At 72.4% G+C, this 18,197-nt stretch carries 12 protein-coding genes; 8 read left to right on the top strand and 4 right to left on the bottom strand.

The genetic code is table 11. The features are described 5' to 3' along the window. Positions 1-65: 65 nt before the first annotated feature. Positions 66-3,929 carry a multifunctional oxoglutarate decarboxylase/oxoglutarate dehydrogenase thiamine pyrophosphate-binding subunit/dihydrolipoyllysine-residue succinyltransferase subunit gene (locus tag ACFU0Y_RS09935; protein ID WP_380214327.1) on the bottom strand — a complete coding sequence of 1,288 codons (3,864 nt, stop codon included), beginning with the start codon at positions 3,927-3,929 and terminating at the stop codon, positions 66-68. Between the two features lie 273 nt (positions 3,930-4,202). On the opposite strand from ACFU0Y_RS09935, the gene ACFU0Y_RS09940 reads away from it, so the two are divergent. The 3 genes from ACFU0Y_RS09940 to ACFU0Y_RS09950 all read left to right on the top strand — a co-directional run bounded on the left by ACFU0Y_RS09940 (position 4,203) and on the right by ACFU0Y_RS09950 (position 8,295). Further along, the gene (locus ACFU0Y_RS09940) at positions 4,203-5,660 is read left to right on the top strand and encodes a GuaB1 family IMP dehydrogenase-related protein (RefSeq protein ID WP_380214328.1); all 1,458 of its coding nucleotides are present in this window, start codon (positions 4,203-4,205) and stop codon (positions 5,658-5,660) included. 194 nt (positions 5,661-5,854) lie between these two features. Further along, entirely contained in the window at positions 5,855-7,216 is a 1,362-nt protein-coding gene (locus tag ACFU0Y_RS09945) for a hemolysin family protein (RefSeq protein ID WP_380214329.1), read from the top strand. Continuing rightward, positions 7,213-8,295 (top strand): hemolysin family protein, encoded by a 1,083-nt coding sequence (locus ACFU0Y_RS09950; RefSeq protein ID WP_380214330.1) that lies wholly within the window; start codon positions 7,213-7,215, stop codon positions 8,293-8,295. The genes ACFU0Y_RS09945 and ACFU0Y_RS09950 overlap by 4 nt, the downstream gene beginning before the upstream one ends. Before the next feature lie 35 nt (positions 8,296-8,330). Here ACFU0Y_RS09950 and ACFU0Y_RS09955 read toward each other — a convergent pair whose 3' ends face one another. Both ACFU0Y_RS09955 and ACFU0Y_RS09960 read right to left on the bottom strand, forming a co-directional pair. Then, positions 8,331-9,287: a diacylglycerol kinase family protein gene (locus tag ACFU0Y_RS09955; RefSeq protein WP_380214331.1), complete on the bottom strand. Its 957-nt coding sequence runs from the start codon at positions 9,285-9,287 to the stop codon at positions 8,331-8,333. Then, positions 9,280-9,711 (bottom strand): Fur family transcriptional regulator, encoded by a 432-nt coding sequence (locus ACFU0Y_RS09960; protein WP_380214332.1) that lies wholly within the window; start codon positions 9,709-9,711, stop codon positions 9,280-9,282. Before ACFU0Y_RS09960 ends, ACFU0Y_RS09955 begins: the two co-directional genes overlap by 8 nt. A gap of 112 nt (positions 9,712-9,823) precedes the next feature. Between ACFU0Y_RS09960 and ACFU0Y_RS09965 the strand changes: the two genes are divergently transcribed. Continuing rightward, positions 9,824-10,486 carry an MBL fold metallo-hydrolase gene (locus ACFU0Y_RS09965; protein WP_380214333.1) on the top strand — a complete coding sequence of 221 codons (663 nt, stop codon included), beginning with the start codon at positions 9,824-9,826 and terminating at the stop codon, positions 10,484-10,486. A 52-nt stretch (positions 10,487-10,538) separates the two neighbouring features. Further along, positions 10,539-10,967 (top strand): HIT family protein, encoded by a 429-nt coding sequence (locus ACFU0Y_RS09970; RefSeq protein ID WP_380214334.1) that lies wholly within the window; start codon positions 10,539-10,541, stop codon positions 10,965-10,967. Positions 10,968-10,993: 26 nt separating this feature from the next. Here the strand turns inward: ACFU0Y_RS09970 and hrpA are convergent, their stop codons facing one another. Further along, positions 10,994-15,031, bottom strand: coding sequence for an ATP-dependent RNA helicase HrpA (gene hrpA / locus ACFU0Y_RS09975; RefSeq protein ID WP_380214335.1), 4,038 nt, complete (start codon positions 15,029-15,031; stop codon positions 10,994-10,996). Positions 15,032-15,205: 174 nt separating this feature from the next. Between hrpA and ACFU0Y_RS09980 the strand changes: the two genes are divergently transcribed. The 3 genes from ACFU0Y_RS09980 to ACFU0Y_RS09990 all read left to right on the top strand — a co-directional run bounded on the left by ACFU0Y_RS09980 (position 15,206) and on the right by ACFU0Y_RS09990 (position 18,126). Then, a complete protein-coding gene (locus ACFU0Y_RS09980; protein ID WP_380214336.1) occupies positions 15,206-16,210 on the top strand; it encodes an ABC transporter substrate-binding protein in 1,005 nt (334 codons plus the stop codon). 146 nt (positions 16,211-16,356) lie between these two features. Beyond that, a complete protein-coding gene (locus ACFU0Y_RS09985) occupies positions 16,357-17,295 on the top strand; it encodes an ABC transporter permease (protein ID WP_380214337.1) in 939 nt (312 codons plus the stop codon). Between the two features lie 3 nt (positions 17,296-17,298). Further along, a complete protein-coding gene (locus ACFU0Y_RS09990) occupies positions 17,299-18,126 on the top strand; it encodes an ABC transporter ATP-binding protein (protein WP_380214338.1) in 828 nt (275 codons plus the stop codon). Positions 18,127-18,197: the final 71 nt, after the last annotated feature.

Consider the following 18,197-nt stretch of genomic DNA (forward strand, 5'->3'; position numbering starts at 1 on the left):
GCGCGGGACTCGCTGGGGACGTGCGGGAGGACGGGGGCACGGGCCCCCGTCCTCCCGGGACGGGCTCAGTCGCGCTCGAAGGCCGTCTGCACCAGGGTCTCGAGCTCGGCCGCGTGGCGCTTGGCCGACCCGTTGGCCGGGGACGCGGACGCGGGGCGCGAGGCCAGCCGGACCGGGCGGTCGAGCTGGGGCACGAGGTTGACCGCCACGAACGGCCAGGCGCCCTGGTTGGCGGGCTCGTCCTGCGCCCACGTGAGCCGGGCCTCGGGGTACTTGCCGAGCTCCTCGCGCACCTCCGCGAGGGGCAGCGGGTACAGCTGCTCCACGCGCACGATGGCCGTGCTGCGGTCCTTGCGCTCCTCGCGCGCCGCGACGAGGTCGTAGTAGAGCCGGCCGGAGACCAGCACCACGTTCGTGACCTCGGAGGCCTCGAGCCCCGCCTGGTCGCCGATCACGGGCCGGAACGCACCCGAGGTGAACTCCTCGATCGGGGAGGCGGCCGCCTTGAGGCGCAGCAGCTGCTTCGGCGTGGCCACCACCAGCGGCTTGCGCGGGCGGCTGTAGGCCTGCCGGCGCAGCAGGTGGAAGTGATTGGCGGGCGTGGACGGGTTGGCCACCACCATGTTCTTCTCGGCGCACAGCGTCAGGAAGCGCTCGATGCGGGCCGAGGAGTGGTCCGGGCCCTGGCCCTCGAAGCCGTGCGGCAGGAGCATGACCAGCGACGAGCGCTGGCCCCACTTCTGCTCCGCGGAGGAGACGAACTCGTCGAGGATGATCTGGGCGCCGTTGACGAAGTCGCCGAACTGGGCCTCCCAGACGGTCAGGGCGTCGGGCCGCTCCACGGAGTAGCCGTACTCGAAGCCGAGCACGCCGTACTCGGACAGCAGCGAGTTGTAGATCGCCAGCTGCGCCTGGTTCCCGGAGAGGTGGTTGAGCGGCGTCCACTCCGCGCCGGTGCCGGAGTCGTAGAACACGGCGTGGCGCTGGGTGAAGGTGCCGCGCCGGACGTCCTGGCCGGACATCCGGACCGGGATGCCCTCCATCATGAGGGAGCCGAAGGCCATGAGCTCGCCCATGCCCCAGTCCACGCCGCCCTCGCGGGTCATCGCCTCGCGGCGCTCGAGCAGCTTGCGCAGCTTCTTGTGCACGGCGAAGTCCTCGGGGACCTCCACGTGCACCGCGCCGATCCGCTGGGCGGCCTCGGGGCTGATCGCCGTGGTGCGGGGGATCGAGACCCCGGAGTCCGCCTGCTGGGCGGAGGGGCGCTCGATGTTCGAGATCGCGGCGGAGTCCCCCGTGACCAGCGGGATGGAGGAGGTCTGCGCCTCGTGGGTCTCGGCGAAGACCCGCTCCAGCCGCTCCTGGTAGTCCTTGAGCGCCCGGTCGGCCTCCTCCTGGGTGATGTCGCCGCGGCCCACGAGGTTCTCGGTGTAGATCTTGCGGGTGGAGCGCTTCTCCTCGATGAGGTTGTACATCAGCGGCTGGGTCATCGAGGGGTCGTCGCCCTCGTTGTGACCGCGCCGCCGGTAGCACACGAGGTCGATGATGACGTCCTTGTGGAACGTCTGCCGGTACGCGAAGGCCATCTGGCCCACGTGCGTGACGGCCTCGGGGTCGTCGGCGTTGACGTGGAAGATCGGCGCCTGGAGGCCCTTGGCGATGTCCGTCGCGTAGGTGGTGGAGCGGGCCGCGGCCGGCGCGGTGGTGAAGCCCACCTGGTTGTTCACGACGACGTGGACGGTGCCGCCCACGGTGTAGCCGGGCAGCAGCGCCATCTGCAGCACCTCGGCGACGACGCCCTGGCCCGCGAAGGCGGCGTCGCCGTGCACCTGGATCGGCAGCACCGGGAAGGTGCCGTCGCCCTCGGGGCCGGCGCCCAGGACGTCGGTCTTGGCGCGGGCGATGCCCTCGATGACCGGGTCGGCGGCCTCGAGGTGGGACGGGTTCGCGGCGAGGTAGACCTGGGTCTCGTTGCCGTTGTCGGAGGTGAAGGAACCCTCCGTGCCCAGGTGGTACTTCACGTCGCCGGAGCCCTCGGTGGTGCGCGGGTCCTGGCTGCCCTCGAACTCGCGGAAGACCTGTGCGTAGGACTTCCCGGCGATGTTCGTGAGCACGTTGAGCCGGCCGCGGTGGGCCATGGCGATGCCCACGCCCGCGAGCCCGGCGTCGGCGGCGTCGGAGATGATCTCGTCCAGCAGGGGGATCAGGGACTCGCCGCCCTCGAGGGAGAAGCGCTTCTGGCCCACGTACTTGGTCTGCAGGAACGTCTCGAACGCCTCGGCGGCGTTGAGCCGGCCGAGGATGCGGAACTGCTCCTCGCGGCTGGGCTTCTGGTAGCCGTGCTCGAGCTGGTCCTGGAACCACTCGCGCTCCTCCGGCTCCTGCAGGTGCATGTACTCCACGCCGAGGGTGCGGCAGTAGGCGTCCCGCAGCCGGCCCAGGATGGTGCGCAGGCTCAGGACGTCGGCGCCGCCGAAGCCTCCGGTGGGCCACTCCCGCTCCAGGTCCCACAGGGACAGCCCGTAGGTGCGGATGTCGAGGTCCGGGTGCTTGCGCATCACGTACTCGAGCGGGTTGGTGTCCGCCATGAGGTGGCCGCGGACCCGGTAGGCGTGGATGAGCTGCTGGATCCGGGCGACCTTGTTGACCTGGATCTCGGGGTTGACCTGGTTGTCCACGGCCCAGCGCACGGGCTCGTAGGGGATCCGCAGCGCCTCGAAGATCTCGTCGTAGAAGTCCTCCCCGCCCAGCAGGTAGGACTCGATCAGGCGCAGGAACTCGCCCGAGCCCGCGCCCTGGATGACGCGGTGGTCGTAGGTCGAGGTCAGCGTGATGATCTTGGAGACCGCGTGGCGCGCGATGGTCTTGGGGGAGGAGCCCCGGTACTCGGCGGGGTGGTCGAGCGCGCCGACGCCGACGATGCACGCCTGTCCCTTGGACAGCCGCGGCACCGAGTGCACCGTGCCGATGCCGCCCGGGTTGGTGAGGGACACCGTGGTGCCCTGGTAGTCCTCCATGGTCAGCTCGTTGCCGCGCGCCCGGCGGACGATGTCCTCGTAGGCGGTCCAGAACTGCATGAAGGTCATCGCCTCGGCGCCCTTGATGTTGGGCACCACGAGGTTGCGGGAGCCGTCCTTGTTGGGGATGTCGATGGCGATGCCGAAGTTGACGTGCGCGGGGTGCACGGCGACCGGCTTGCCGTCCTGCTCGTCGTAGACGACGTTCTGGGACGGGTAGTTGGCGAGCGCCTTGATCACGGCGTAGCCGATCAGGTGCGTGAAGGAGACCTTGCCGCCGCGGTTGCGCGAGAGGTGGCTGTTGATCACGATCCGGTTGTCGATCAGCAGCTTCGCCGGGACGGCGCGGACCGTGGTGGCGGTGGGGACCGTGAGGGACGCGTCCATGTTCGCGGCCACGGCCTTCGCGGGCCCGCGCAGCTTGACGACCTTGTCCTCGGCCGGCGCGTCGTGGTTGGGGGCCGTGGCGCGGGCCCGGGCGGGCTGGGCCGGGATGGGCGCCTTCTTCGCGTCCGCGGCCTCCGTCTCACCGTGGTCGGTCTCGGGCCGGCCCTCGGCCTTGGCGCCGGACTTGGTGGGCGCGGGCGCGGCCGCGGGCTTCGGGGCCGGGGCGCTCCGCGGAGCGGTGCCGGAGGCGGTCTTCCGGGCCGCGGGGGGCCGGGGCGCGGCAGCGGCCCGCGGCTGCTCGGGGGCCGCCGCCGCCTTCGGCGCCGGGGCGGGCTCCGCCGGGGTCCTCGCCGGGCCGGCCTGCTCCGCGGCGGGGACGTCGTCCGCGCTCATCGACTCGAAGATGGGCCACCACTTCTCGTCCACCGAGTTCTTGTCCGTCCGGTACTTCTCGAACAGTTCGTCGACGAGCCACTCGTTACCTGCGAATTCTTCAGGGATGGGGTGCTGTGGCTGATGTGGCACGGGGAATACGCCTCTTCCATGGTTGATCGCGTGGAGGCCGTCTGCCCGGTCTCCACAGTGTCGGTCCCGGCAGCGTCCGGACCCGCCGCCGGTGTTCGTCGCCGGCCGTCTCCCGTGACAGCCGGCGGCGTCCGCCTCCGGAGGCTGCCGGACGGTCGTCGACCGGGCGCGGCCGTACCTCCGGCGAGTCTAGTGATCCGCGCGGTGGCATGGCTAGTCCGCCGCCCCGCCCCCGGGGGCGCGTGTCGCGGGTCCCCGGCTAGACTGGCGGGCGTGCGATTCCTCAACACCCCCACGTCCGACCTGACCTACAGCGACGTCTTCCTCGTCCCCTCCAGCTCCCGGGTCACCTCCCGGTTCGACGTCGACCTCACCCCGCGCGACGGGACGGGCGCCACGGTGCCCCTGGTGGCCGCGAACATGACGGCCGTCACCGGGCGCCGGATGGTCGAGACGCTCGCCCGCCGCGGCGGCCTGGGCATCCTGCCGCAGGACATCCCGCTCGACGTCATCGCGGAGGTCACGTCCTGGGTCAAGGACCGCTCGCCGCGCTTCGAGACGCCCGTGGTCCTCGGCGCCGAGGACACCGTCCACGACGCCCTGGGCATCATGCACAAGCGCCCCCACGGCGCCGTGGTGGTGTGCGGCCCCGAGCGGGCCTACCGCGGGGTCGTGCTCGCGGCGGACTGCGCCGAGGTGGACCGCTTCACCCAGCTCGGCTCGATCATGCGCACCGACGCCCCGGTGTTCTCGCTGGAGGAGGTCCGCGCCGGGTCCGGCGACGACGTCCTCGCCGCCGCCTACGACCGGCTCGCCCAGACCCGCGCCCACGTGGCGCCGGTGCTCGACGGCGACACGGTCGTGGGCGTGCTGACCCGCAAGGGCACGGTCCGGTCCACGATCTACACCCCCGCCCTGGACGGCGCCGGGCGGCTGCGGGTCGGCGCCGCCGTGGGCATCAACGGGGACGTCCGGGGCAAGGCCCGGGCCCTGCTCGACGCGGGCGTGGACGTGCTCGTGGTGGACACCGCCCACGGCCACCAGCGCAAGATGGTGGAGGCCCTCGAGCAGGTCCGCGCGGCGGCCCCCGACGTGCCGGTCGTGGCCGGCAACGTGGTCACCGCCGACGGCGTCCAGGACCTGGTCGACGCCGGCGCGGACATCGTGAAGGTCGGCGTGGGCCCCGGCGCGATGTGCACCACCCGGATGATGACCGCCGTGGGCCGGCCCCAGTTCTCCGCCGTGCTCGAGTGCGCCGAGGCCGCGGCCGGGCTGGGCCGGCACGTCTGGGCGGACGGCGGCGTGAAGCACCCCCGCGACGTGGCCCTCGCCCTGGCGGCCGGGGCCAGCCAGGTGATGGTGGGGTCGTGGTTCGCCGGCACCCACGAGGGACCCGGCGAGCTGAACGTGGAGGCCGACGGCCGGATGTACAAGGAGAGCTTCGGGATGGCCTCGACCCGCGCGGTGCGCGAGCGCACCCGCGGGGAGGGCGCCTTCGCCCGGGCCCGCAAGGGGCTCTTCGAGGAGGGCATCTCGAGCTCCAGGATGTACCTGGACCCGGAGCGTCCCGGTGTGGAGGACCTCGTGGACCAGATCACCGCGGGGGTGCGCAGCTCCATGACCTACGCGGGGGCCACCACGCTCGAGCAGTTCGCGGCCCGGGCCGTGGTCGGCATCCAGTCCGCCTCCGGCTACGAGGAGGGCAGGGCGCGCCCCGTCAGCTGGTCCTGAGCAGCCGCCGGGCGGGTCCCGCTCCGGTACTCTGGAGCTCTCATGGACTCGTTCAGTAGTTGCCGGCCCGGCCGCGGCGTCCCCCGCCGCGGCCCCCGTGCCGGCTCACCCACCGTCCCCCGCCCCGACCCCGGCCGCCCGGCCCCCGACCGCCCCGCCCGCGTCCGCCGGGCCGCCCCGGGAGGCCGCTCCTGATGGAATGGCTGCTCCTGGCGGCGGGCCTGCTGCTCATCCTCGGCACGGGCTTCTTCGTGGCCGTGGAGTTCTCCCTCGTGGCCCTGGACCAGACCACGGTGCGCCGGGCGATCGCCGAGGGCGACCGCGCCGCCGAACCGCTGCTCAAGTGCCTCAAGTCCCTGTCCACGCAGCTCTCCAGCTGCCAGCTCGGGATCACGCTGACCACCCTGCTCACCGGCTACACCCTGGACCTGGCCCTCCAGTCCTTCCTGCGGGAGCCGATCGCCGAGCTGACCGGTCTGTCCGTGGCGGCCGCCGGGGGCGCCACCCTGGCGCTGTCGATGCTCATCTCCACGCTGCTGTCCATGCTGCTGGGCGAGCTGGTGCCCAAGAACTGGGCCATCGCCGAGGCCTTCCGGGTGGGCCGGATCGTCGCCCGCCCCCAGCTCGTGTTCACCGCGGTCTTCAAGCCGTTCGTCGTCACCCTCAACGGGGTGGCCAACCGGGTGCTGCACCTGTTCGGGATGGAGGCCAAGGAGGAGCTCTCGGGCGCGCGCTCGCCGGAGGAGCTGTCCTCGATGGTCCGGCGCTCCGCGAAGATGGGGACCCTGGACGCCGGCACCGCCGCGTTCGTCGCCAAGACCCTCACCTTCGCCGAGCGCACGGCCGCGGACGTCATGACGCCCCGGATCCGCGTGCAGATGCTCGACTCGCACGAGTCCGTCGCGGACGTCGTGGCCGTGGCCTCCCGCACCGGGCACTCGCGCTTCCCCGTGATGGACGACTCCCCGGACGACGTCCGCGGCGTCGTCCACATCAAGAAGGCCGTGGCGGTGCCGTCGGAGCGCCGCGCCGCGCTGGAGTGCGGGGCGATCATGGAGGACGTCCTGCGCGTGCCCGAGACCGTCCACCTGGACTCCCTGCTCGTGCAGCTGCGCTCGGGCGGGCTGCAGATGGCCGTCGTCGTCGACGAGTGGGGCGGCACCGCCGGTGTCGTCACCCTGGAGGACCTCGTGGAGGAGGTCGTCGGGGAGGTCTCCGACGAGCACGACCGGCTCAGCCTCGGCGCCCTGCAGTCCGCCGCGGGCGAGTGGTACTTCCCGGGGCTGATGCGACCCGACGAGGTCTCCGAGCAGATCACCGCGCTCGACATCGAGGACGGTCCCGCCTACGAGACCATGGGCGGGTTCATGATGGACCGGCTCGGGCAGATCCCGAGGCCCGGCGACGTGGTCCCGGTCCGGGGCGGCGTGCTCGAGGTCGCCCGGATGGAGGGGCGCCGCGTGGACCGCATCCGCTTCGTCCCCGCACCGGCCGGGCCCGGGGACGTCCCGGCAGGGGCCCGGGAGCGCGGCGCACGAGAGGAGGACGCACGATGAGCGACTGGGCAGGCCTGGCGTGGCTGGTGGTGCTCCTGGCGGGCAACGCCTTCTTCGTGGGCGGCGAGTTCGCCGTCATGTCCGCACGGCGCAGCCAGATCGAGCCGCTGGCCGAGGCCGGCAACAAGCGGGCCCGGACGGCGCTGTACGCGATGGAGCACGTGTCCCTCATGCTGGCCTGCTGCCAGCTGGGCATCACGGTGTGCTCCCTGCTGATCCTCAACATCTCCGAGCCGGCGCTGCACCACATCGTCTCCGGTCCGCTGGGGCACCTCGGCGTGCCGGCGGAGGTCGCGGACGTCAGCGGGTTCCTCACGGCCCTGCTCGTGGTCACCTTCCTGCACGTGGTGTTCGGGGAGATGGTGCCGAAGAACATGTCGGTGTCCGCCGCGGACCGTGCCGTGCTGCTGCTGGCGCCGCCGCTGGTGTTCGTCTCCCGGATGGTCAAGCCGGTGATCGCCACGCTGAACTGGGCGGCGAACCACGTCCTGAAGCTCATGGGGATCGAGCCGAAGGACGAGGTCTCCTCGACCTTCACGCTCGACGAGCTCCAGTCGATCGTGGCGGAGTCCACGAAGGAGGGCACCGTGGCGGACCAGACGGGTCTGCTCTCCGGCGCGCTCGAGTTCTCGTCCAAGCGCACCGCCGACGTCATGGTGCCCCTGCACCAGCTCGTGACGCTGCCCGAGGACGCCTCCGCCGCGGAGGTCGAGAAGGCGGTGGCCCGCACGGGCTTCTCCCGCTTCGCCCTCACGGAGGACGACGGCGAGCTCAACGGCTACCTGCACATCAAGGACGTGCTCTCGATCCCGGAGAGCCGCTACAACGAGCCCGTGCCGGTGACCCGCGTGCGCTCGCTGGCGAACCTGCGCCCCGGCATCGAGATCGACGACGCGCTGGCGGCGATGCAGCGCACGGGCTCGCACCTGGCGCGCGTGGTCGACGACGGCGGCCAGACCCTGGGCGTGCTGTTCCTCGAGGACGTCATCGAGGAGCTGGTGGGGGAGATCCGGGACACCACCCAGGACCGGCGGCAGCGCCGCGGGGACCGGGTGGACACCTCCGAACCGCCGCGCTGAGCGTCCGGCGCCCGCCGCGGGACCTCCCGCCCGGCTCAGGCCAGGACGCGGACCGCCGCGGGCAGCAGGTCCACGCGCACGGGCAGGGGACCGAGGCGCTCCCCGTCCGCGTAGGCGGTGGTGCCCGGGGCGTCCACGGACACCGAGCGGACCTGCTCGATCCGCACGCTCTCCAGCGCCACGTGCCGGCCCGAGAACAGCCGGGGGAACAGGAACAGGAACCGGGCACGGCCCAGGGGCGCCACGGTGAACAGCTCCAGCAGCCCGTCGTCCGCCCGGGCGCCGGGCACGATCCGCAGCCCGCCCCCGACCGACGACGTGTTGGCGACGTTCAGCAGGACGCCCTCGAAGTGCTCCGTGCGGCTCCTGCCGCCGGTGTCCTCGAGCTCGAGCCGGTAGCGGACGGTCCGCAGCCGCACGATCTCCACGAGGACGGCCAGCAGGTACTTGGTGGAGCCCGTCAGGCGCAGCCACCGGTTGGCGCGCTCGTTGACCACGGCGTCGAAGCCGGCGCACAGCGCGGTCGCGAAGCAGATCGCGCGCCCGTCCGCGAACCGCGCCCGGCCGACGTCGAGGCGCCGGTCGACGGGCTCGTCGAGCCGGCGCAGGATCCGGCCCGCCGCGGCGAGCGGGTCCCGGAGCGGGACGCGCAGGTGGCGGGCCAGGTCGTTGCCGGTCCCGCACGGCACCACGCCCAGCGGGATGTCGACGCCCTGCGCGGCGAGCTCCACGAGCAGCCCGAGGCCGGCCTGGACCATCCCGTCCCCGCCCACGACCACGAGCGCCCGGGTGCTGAGGGCCTGCGCCCGGAGGCGGTCCCGCACGAGCACCACCAGGGCGTCGAGGTCCCCGGCGGAGAGCACCACGGCGTCGTCGCCGCCGGTGCGCAGCAGCTCCGCGGCCCGGTGAGCGTCCTCGAGGGCCCGACCGCGGCCGGCACGGGGATTGACCGCGAGGACGAAGGTGCCGCGGGGCGGGACCGGCTCAGCCATCGGTCCGCCGCGCCCCGCAGGAGGCGCACAGGCCGGTGATCTCGACCGTGTGGTCCACCTCGGTGAAGCCGTGGGCGGCGGCGGTGCGCCCGGCCCACTCCTCGACCGCGGGGGCCTCGAGCTCCACGGCGGCGCCGCAGCGGCGGCACACCAGGTGGTGGTGGTGGTGCTCGGCCGCGCAGCGACGGTAGATGGCCTCGCCGTCGTCGCTGCGCAGCACGTCCAGCTCCCCGAGCTCGGACATCGACTGCAGGATCCGGTAGGTCGTGGCCAGGGAGACGGAGTCGCCGCGCTCCCGCAGCAGGGCGTGCAGGTCCTGCGTGGAGATGAAGTCCTCCCGGGACGCGAGCGCCCGGGCGACGGCACGGCGCTGCCGGGTGTTGCGGACCTCGCCGGCGCTCCCTCCGGTGGTTCTCACGCTCACGCCTCGTCCTCTCGTCGCTCGTGCCCGGGCCGGCCCCCAGCTTAACAAGGACGGCCGGACACGTGCCCGCCCGCCCGGTGGAGGCGGGACGGGCCGGGGTTAGGGTGGGCCCATGGAGCTGATCAAGTACACCCACTCGTGCGTGCGGCTCGAGAAGGAGGGCCGGGTCCTGGTGATCGACCCGGGCAAGTTCTCCGGCCCGGAGGAGCTGGCGGAGGCCCTCGACGGTGCGGACGCCCTCCTCGTCACCCACGTCCACCCGGACCACCTCGACCCCGAGCCGGTGCACGCGCACCTGCGGGCGCACCCGGAGCTGCCCGTGTACGCCCCGGCCACGGTGGCGGCGGGGCTCCGGGAGGCCCTGGGGGAGGGGCACGCGATCCACGACGCCGAGCCCGAGGCCGTGCTGGAGATCCAGGGCTTCACCGTCCGGACGTTCGGCGGCCAGCACGCGCTGATCCACCCGCTCATCCGCACCGTGGAGAACATCGGCTACCTCGTCGACGACACCGTCTACCACCCCGGCGACTCGCTGGTCGTCCCGCACGGGCTCACCGCCCCCGTGCTCCTGGCCCCGATCCACGCGCCGTGGAACAAGCTCTCCGAGGTCGTCGACTTCGTGGTGGCCGTGCGCCCCGAACGGGTGTTCCAGATCCACGACGGCCTGCTCTCCGCCAACGGCCTCGGCGTGATCGAGGGCCAGCTGACGACGTTCGCGGCGAAGTACGGGGCCGAGTACCGCCACCTGGCCACCGGCGAGCGCGTCGACCTGTAGCCCCGCGGTCCCGCCCGGACACGACCCGACCCACCACCGAAAGGGAGCACCTGTGAGCACCGTCTTCACGAAGATCATCGAGGGGGAGATCCCCGGCCGCTTCGTCTGGCAGGACGAGCGCTGCGTCGGCTTCCTGTCGATCGACCCGCTCGCGCAGGGCCACACCCTCGTGGTCCCCCGCGAGGAGCACGACCACTGGATCGACCTGCCGGAGGACCTGGCGGCGCACCTCATGGTGGTCTCCCAGCGGATCGGGCAGGCCATCGACGCGGTGTGGCGGCCGGCACGGGTGGGGCAGATGATCCAGGGCTTCGAGGTCCCGCACACCCACGTGCACGTGTGGCCGGCGGAGTCGGTCGAGCAGTTCCAGTTCGTCAACGTGATCCGCGACCCGGACCCCGCCTGGATGGACGAGGCCGCGGAGCGGATCCGGGCCGCCCTGCTCGAGGCCGGCCACGGGGCCGCCGTCCCGCAGGCCTGAGCCTCGGGCCGGTCGTCCGGTCCCGGTCAGGCCCGGGCGGCTCCGAGGGCGTCCTTGAGGGCCTTTCGGACCCGCTTCTCCGAGACGGTGTGGGCGGTGCCCAGCTCCTGGGCGAACAGCGAGACCCTCAGCTCCTCGATCATCCAGGCCACGCGGCGCAGGTCCTCCGGAACCGGGGCGTGCGGCGGCAGGGCGTCCAGCGCGGCGTCGTAGTCGTCCTCGAGCTTCTGCACGGCGAGCATGTTCACGGTGTCCCGCTGGAGGTGCCCCGCGAGCTTCTCGAGCCGCACCTCCATCGCCCGCACGTAGCGGGGCAGGTGCTGGAGCTGGTCATAGCCGGTGGCGGCGACGAAGCCCGGGTGAACGAGGTGCTCGAGCTGTGCCTTGACGTCGTTGAGCGAGTTCACCGCGGCGAGGGAGGACGACCGCTTGAGCTGGCGGCGGATCCGCGCGGCCCCTGAGAGCACCTGCTCCACGAGCGCCGTGACCTGGAAGACCGTGTCGATGAGTTCGGCCCGCACGTGCTCGTGCAGGGCGTCGAACGCCGCGCGGGTGTACGGGGGCTCGTCCGGGGTCAGCTTGTCGATCGCGGCCACCGTGCAGTCCGCGATGAGCTCGGTGACCGAGCCGTGCGGGTTCTGTGTGAACACCAGCTTCTCCCGGTTGTTCAGGTGCTCCAGCACGTACCGCTCGGGGGAGGGGACGCGCAGCTGCAGCAGCGTGATCACCCCGCGGCGCTGGGCCGCCCGCTGCTCCGCGGCCGAGGGGAGGATGCGCACGGCCACCGTGGGCTCCCGGCCGGCCGGCTGCCGCGTGGTGGACCGCGGGCGCTCGGGCACGAGCGCCGGCCACCCGGTGATCCGCTGACCGGCGACCGTCGTCTCCACGCTGCGCGGCAGGTCCTCCTCGGGCCAGGCCGTCAGCCCCGAGCGCTCCAGCGCCGGCGGCGCCGGGGCCGGGGCCCGGGGCGCGGGGGAGCGCGGGCCCGAGCGGCCGGTGCCTGGGGCCCCGTCCGGTGCCCCGCCCGGTGCGCCGGGCACCGCCCCGAGGGACTCGGCCAGGGCGGCGCGGATCTCCTCGTGCAGCTCCGCCCGGAGCGACTCGAGGTTCTCGCCCTCGCCCAGCACCCGGTTGCGGCGGTCCCGCACCTCGAAGCGCATCCGCAGGTGGGCCGGGACGGCCTCCCAGTTCCAGGACCCCGGCGGGACCACGTGCCCCTTGAGCCGGCGCAGGACCAGCTCCAGGGACGGCTCGAGGGCGTCGACGGCCGGGTCGAAGTCGGCGTCGAGCATCGCCACCGCCTGGCGGGCGACGTCGGGAGCCGGCACGAAGTTGCGGCGCACCGCCTTCGGCAGGGACTTGATGAGCGCGGTGACGAGCTCCGTGCGGAACCCGGGGATCTGCCACCGGAACTGCTCCGGGTCCAGCTGGTTGAGGAACAGCACGGGCACGCGCACCGTCACGCCGTCCGCCTGGTCGGAGCCCGGGGCGAACTCGTAGACGAGGTCGAGCACCAGCTCCCCGTCCCGGGTGCGCCGGACCCACTGGCGCGGGTAGAGGGACTCGTCGTAGCCGCCGGCCTCCTCGGCGATGAGGTCCTCGGGGTGCAGGTCCAGGAGGTGCTCGTCCTGCTGCCGCGCCTTCTTCCACCACGCGTCGAAGTGCCGTGCGGAGACGACGGACTCGGGGACCCGGGCGTCGTAGAACGCGAACAGTGTCTCGTCGTCGACCCGGAGGTCCTTGCGGCGCAGCCGGTTCTCGAGCTCCTCGACCTCGGCCAGGCGCTTGCGGTTGCGCGCCCAGAAGCGGTGCCGGGTCTGCCAGTCGCCCTCCACGAGGGCGTGGCGGAGGAACAGCTCCCGTGCCAGGGCGGGGTCCACCCGCCAGAAGTTGATCCGGCGCTGGGCCACGACCGGCACGCCGTAGAGGGCGACCTTCTCGTCGGCCATCACGGAGCCCTGCGCGCGGGACCAGTGCGGCTCCGAGACGGTGCGCTTGACGAGGTGCGGGGCCAGCTCCTCCGCCCACAGCGGGTCGATCGCTGCGTTGACGCGGGCCCACAGCCGGGAGGTCTCCACGAGCTCGGCGGACATGATCCAGTCCGGGGACTTCTTGAACAGGTTGGAGCCCGGGAAGACGGCGAAGCGCGAGCCGCGCGCGCCCTGGTACTCGCGCTTGCGCTCGTCCTTGAGACCGATGTGGCTGAGCAGCCCCGCGAGCAGCGAGACGTGGATCTCCCGCTCCTTCCCGGCCGGGTCCACCTCGCGGCCCTTGCCGACCCGGATGCCGACCTGCTGGCCCATCTGGCGCAGCTGGGCGTAGAGGTCCTGCCACTCGCGGATCCGCAGGAAGTTCAGGTGCTCCCGCCGGCACAGCTTCCGGAACTGCGTGGAGGAGAGCGCCTCCTGCTGCTCCTGCACGTGGCGCCACAGCAGCAGCCAGCTCGTGAAGTCGGAGTTCTCGTCGAAGAACCGCTTGTGCAGCTCGTCCGCCTGCTGCCGCTGCTCGAGGGGACGCTCGCGGGGGTCCTGGACGGTCAGCGCCGCCGCGAGGACCATGACCTCCCGGGCGCAGCCGCGGCGGTCGGCCTCGACGATCATCCGCCCCAGCCGCGGGTCCACCGGCAGCTGCGCGAGCTGCCGGCCCACCGGGGTCAGGGGACCGCCGCCGGCGTCGTCGTCCCGCCGTCCCCGCGGGGACGCGCCCCGCGGCTCCTTGAGGGCGCCCAGCTCCCGGAGCAGGGCCACCCCGTCCTTGACGGCCCGGGACTCCGGCGGCTCCACGAACGGGAAGCGCTCGATGTCCCCGGGCTCCTTGACGACGCCCACCGAGGTCATCTGCAGGATCACGGCGGCCAGGGACGTGCGCAGGATCTCGGGGTCGGTGAACTCCGGCCGGGAGAGGTAGTCCTCCTCCGAGTACAGCCGGATGCAGATGCCGTCCGAGACGCGGCCGCAGCGCCCGGCCCGCTGGTTCGCGGAGGCCTGGGAGATGCGCTCGATCGGCAGGCGCTGCACCTTGGTCCGCGCCGAGTAGCGCGAGATCCGGGCCGTGCCGGGGTCGATCACGTACTTGATGCCCGGGACGGTCAGCGACGTCTCGGCGACGTTGGTGGCCAGCACGATCCGGCGACGGCCCGACGGCGCGAACACCCGGTGCTGCTCCGCCATGGACAGCCGGCCGAACAGGGGGAGGATCTCGGTGTCGGCCAGGCCTCGGACCCGCTTCAGGGTGCCCTGCAGCGCCTCCTGGGCGTCCCGGATCTCCCGCTCGCCGGCGAAGAAGATCAGGATGTCCCCGGGCGGCTCGGCGGAGAGCTCCTCGACGGCGTCGCACACGGCGTCGATCGGGTCCCGGTCCTCGTCCTCCAGCCCGTCGCCGGTGTCCTCGGCGTCCGGGCCCCCGTCCCCCGAGCGTGGCTGGGCCAGCGGGCGCCAGCGGATCTCCACCGGGTACGTGCGGCCCGAGACCTCGATGACCGGGGCCTTCTCCGGCGCGGCGCCCGCGGCCGGCTCCGGCGCGAAGTGCCGGGCGAAGCGCTCCGGGTCGATCGTGGCCGACGTGATGATCACCTTGAGGTCCGGGCGCCGGGGCAGGATCCGCCGGAGGTAGCCCAGCAGGAAGTCGATGTTGAGGGAGCGCTCGTGGGCCTCGTCGATGATGATCGCCGAGTACTTCTGCAGCAGCCGGTCGTGCTGGATCTCGGCGAGCAGGATGCCGTCGGTCATCAGCTTGACCCGTGAGTCGGCGCCCACCTCGGAGGTGAAGCGCACCTGGTAGCCGATCGTGCCGCCGATCTTCTCGCCCAGCTCCGAGGAGATCCGCTCCGCCACCGAGCGTGCGGCGATCCGCCGCGGCTGGGTGTGCCCGATCAGGCCGCGCTCGCCCAGGCCGAGCTCGAGGCACATCTTCGGGATCTGCGTGGTCTTGCCGGAGCCGGTCTCGCCGGCGATCACGACCACCTGGTGCGCGGCGATGGCGCCCATGATGTCCTCGCGGCGCGCGGAGACCGGGAGGTGCTCGGGATAGACGATGGTCCGGGGGCTGCTCAGGGATGCTGACATGACCTCCCGATCCTACCGGGGACACGGGCTCCGGAGGCCCCCCTCCCGGTGGACGATCGGGCACCTCCGACACGCCGTCGGCGCCGTTCTGTCACCACTTGTGAGCTGCCTCTCATTTTGTGAACGAACGGAAGGTAATATCGCTGACACCACTCGTTCCCGAAAGGACCCACCATGAAGAGACTGTTCCCGATGACGGCGGCGCTCGCCTCCACCGCCCTGCTGCTCACGGCCTGCGGCGGCTCCGACACCGAGACCGCCGGCGGCGGGGGCGGCGGCGAGGCCGCCGAGGAGGCCACCGTCGGGATCAGCCAGTTCGTGGAGCACCCCTCGCTCGACGCCGCGCGGGAGGGCTTCCTCGCCGCGCTCGAGGAGGGCGGCTACACGGAGGGCGAGAACCTCACCGTCGACTTCCAGAACGCCTCCGGCGATCAGGGCACCTCCACCAGCATCGCGTCCAACATGGCGTCCTCGGACGCCGACCTGGTGCTGGCCATCGCGACGCCGTCCGCCCAGGGCGTGGCGCAGTCGGTCACCGACCGCCCGGTGCTCTTCACCGCCGTCACCGACCCGGTCGAGGCCGGGCTCGTCGACTCCCTCGAGAGCCCCGGCGGCAACGTCACCGGGACCACCGACATGAACCCCGTCGCCGAGCAGATCGCGCTGATCAAGCAGCTGGACCCGGACGCGCAGTCCGTGGGCATCATCTACAGCTCGGGCGAGACGAACTCGCAGGTCCAGGTGGACCTCGCGAAGGAGGCCGCCGCGGAGGAGGGCCTGGAGGTCGTCGAGAAGTCGGTCACCAACACCTCCGAGGTGGCCCAGGCCGCCGAGTCCTTCGACACGGACGCCATCTACGTGCCCACCGACAACAAGGTGGTCTCCGGCCTCGAGGCCGTGATCTCCGCCGCCGAGTCCAAGCAGATCCCCCTGATCGCGGGCGAGGGCGACTCCGTGGAGCGGGGCGCGCTCGTCACCCAGGGCCTGGACTACGAGCAGCTCGGGCGCCAGACCGGCGAGATGGCCGTGCGCATCCTCCAGGACGGCGAGGACCCCGCGTCCATGCCCGTGGAGTCCCAGGAGGACACGCAGCTGATCATCAACCTGCAGGCCGCCGAGCGGATGGGCGTGGAGGTCCCCCAGGAGATGCGGGACTCCGCCGACCAGGTCATCGAGTAGCCCCGGGCGGCCCGGACCGGGCCGGCGCCCGGGGACCCCGGACGCCGGCCCGCCCGGCCCCCACCGCGGCACCCCAACCGACGGGGCCCGCCCGCCCGATCGGCGGCGCGTCCCGTCCCCCACCAATCAGAACGGATCCAGCAGAAGTGATAGCCGGTATCGAACTCGGACTGCTCTACGCGGTCATGGCGCTGGGCGTCTACCTCACGTTCCGGGTGCTCGACTTCCCCGACCTGACGGTCGACCAGTCCTTCACCACGGGCGCCGCCACCACGGCGATGATCATCCTCGGCGGCGGCAGCCCCTGGCTCGCCACCGCCGCCGGCTTCGTGACCGGCGCGCTCGCCGGGCTCATCACGGGCCTGCTCCACACGAAGGCCCACATCAACGGGCTGCTCGCGGGCATCCTCACCATGACCGCGCTCTACTCCATCAACCTTCGCGTCATGGACGGGCGGGCCAATCTGTCGCTGCTGCGCGAGGACACGGTCTTCACCCCGCTCGCCGAGATGGGCGTGCAGGGCACCTGGATCGGCATCGCCCTGTTCCTGCTCGGCGTCGCCGTGGTCAAGGTGCTCCTGGACTGGTTCCTCTACACGGACGCCGGGCTGGCCATGCAGGCCACCGGCGACAACCCGGAGATGATCCGCTCCTTCGGAGTGAACACGGACCACATGAAGATGCTGGGCCTGTGCCTGTCCAACGGGCTCGTGGGCCTCGCCGGGTCCCTCGTGGCCCAGTACCAGGGCTTCGCCGACATCGGCATGGGCATCGGCCTCATCGTCGTCGGGCTGGCCTCCGTGATCCTGGGCCAGGGGCTCTTCGGCTCGCGCACGGTCGTGGTGGCGACACTGGCCGTCATCCTCGGCTCGGTCGTCTACCGGCTCGTCATCACGGTGGCGCTGCAGGCGGGCCTCAACCCGTCGGACATGAAGCTGATCTCCGCGGTGCTCGTGGTGGCCGCGCTCGTGGTGCCGCAGCTGCAGTTCTTCCGGCGACGGCGGGAGAAGCACCTGGCGAGCGAGGCGGCGCGTCTCGTCGACGACCTCACCGACACCCCCGCGACCACGAAGGCAGGTGCCTGAGCCGTGCTCACCATCGACAACGTCCACAAGACGTTCTTCGCCGGGACCGTCAACGAGCGGCGCGCCCTCGCCGGCGTCTCCCTGACCCTGCAGGAGGGCGACTTCCTCACGGTCATCGGCTCCAACGGCGCCGGCAAGTCGACGATCCTCAACGCCATCTCCGGGAGCCTGATCCCGGACACGGGCACCGTGCGGGTCGACGACACCGACGTCACCCGGCTGCCCGAGCACAAGCGCGCCCGGTACCTGTCGCGCGTGTTCCAGGACCCCATGAAGGGGTCCTCGCCCACCATGACGGTCGAGCAGAACATGGCGATCGCCTATCAGCGGGGGAAGTCCCGGGGACTCGTCCCGGGACTCACGAGCTCCCGCCGGCAGCTCTTCCGCGACAAGCTGGCGAGCCTCGAGCTGGGCCTGGAGAACCGGCTGGGCGCCAAGGTGGGCCTGCTCTCCGGCGGGCAGCGCCAGGCCCTGTCCCTGCTCATGGCCACGTTCTCCGAGCCGCGCATCCTGCTCCTCGACGAGCACACGGCGGCCCTCGACCCGCAGCGCGCGGACCTCGTGTCCCGGCTCACCGCGGACATCGTGGCGGAGCAGAACCTCACCACGGTGATGGTCACGCACAACATGGACCAGGCCCTGCGCCTGGGCAACCGGCTCATCATGATGCACGAGGGCCGGATCCTCTTCGAGCTCGACGCCGCCCAGAAGCAGTCGATGACCGTGCCCGGTCTGCTCGAGCAGTTCCGCCGGCTGCAGCCGGGGGCGGGTCAGGACGCGTTCGACGACGCTACGCTGTTCGAGAGCGTCAAGACCGAGGACGGTTCCTGACCGGCCGGCACCGGCCGACGGTCCAGGACCGGCACGGACGACGACGGGGCGGGCCGGTCACGGCCCGCCCC

This window comes from Kocuria sp. NPDC057446, from assembly GCF_042802875.1.
GTDB lineage: Bacteria > Actinomycetota > Actinomycetes > Actinomycetales > Micrococcaceae > Kocuria.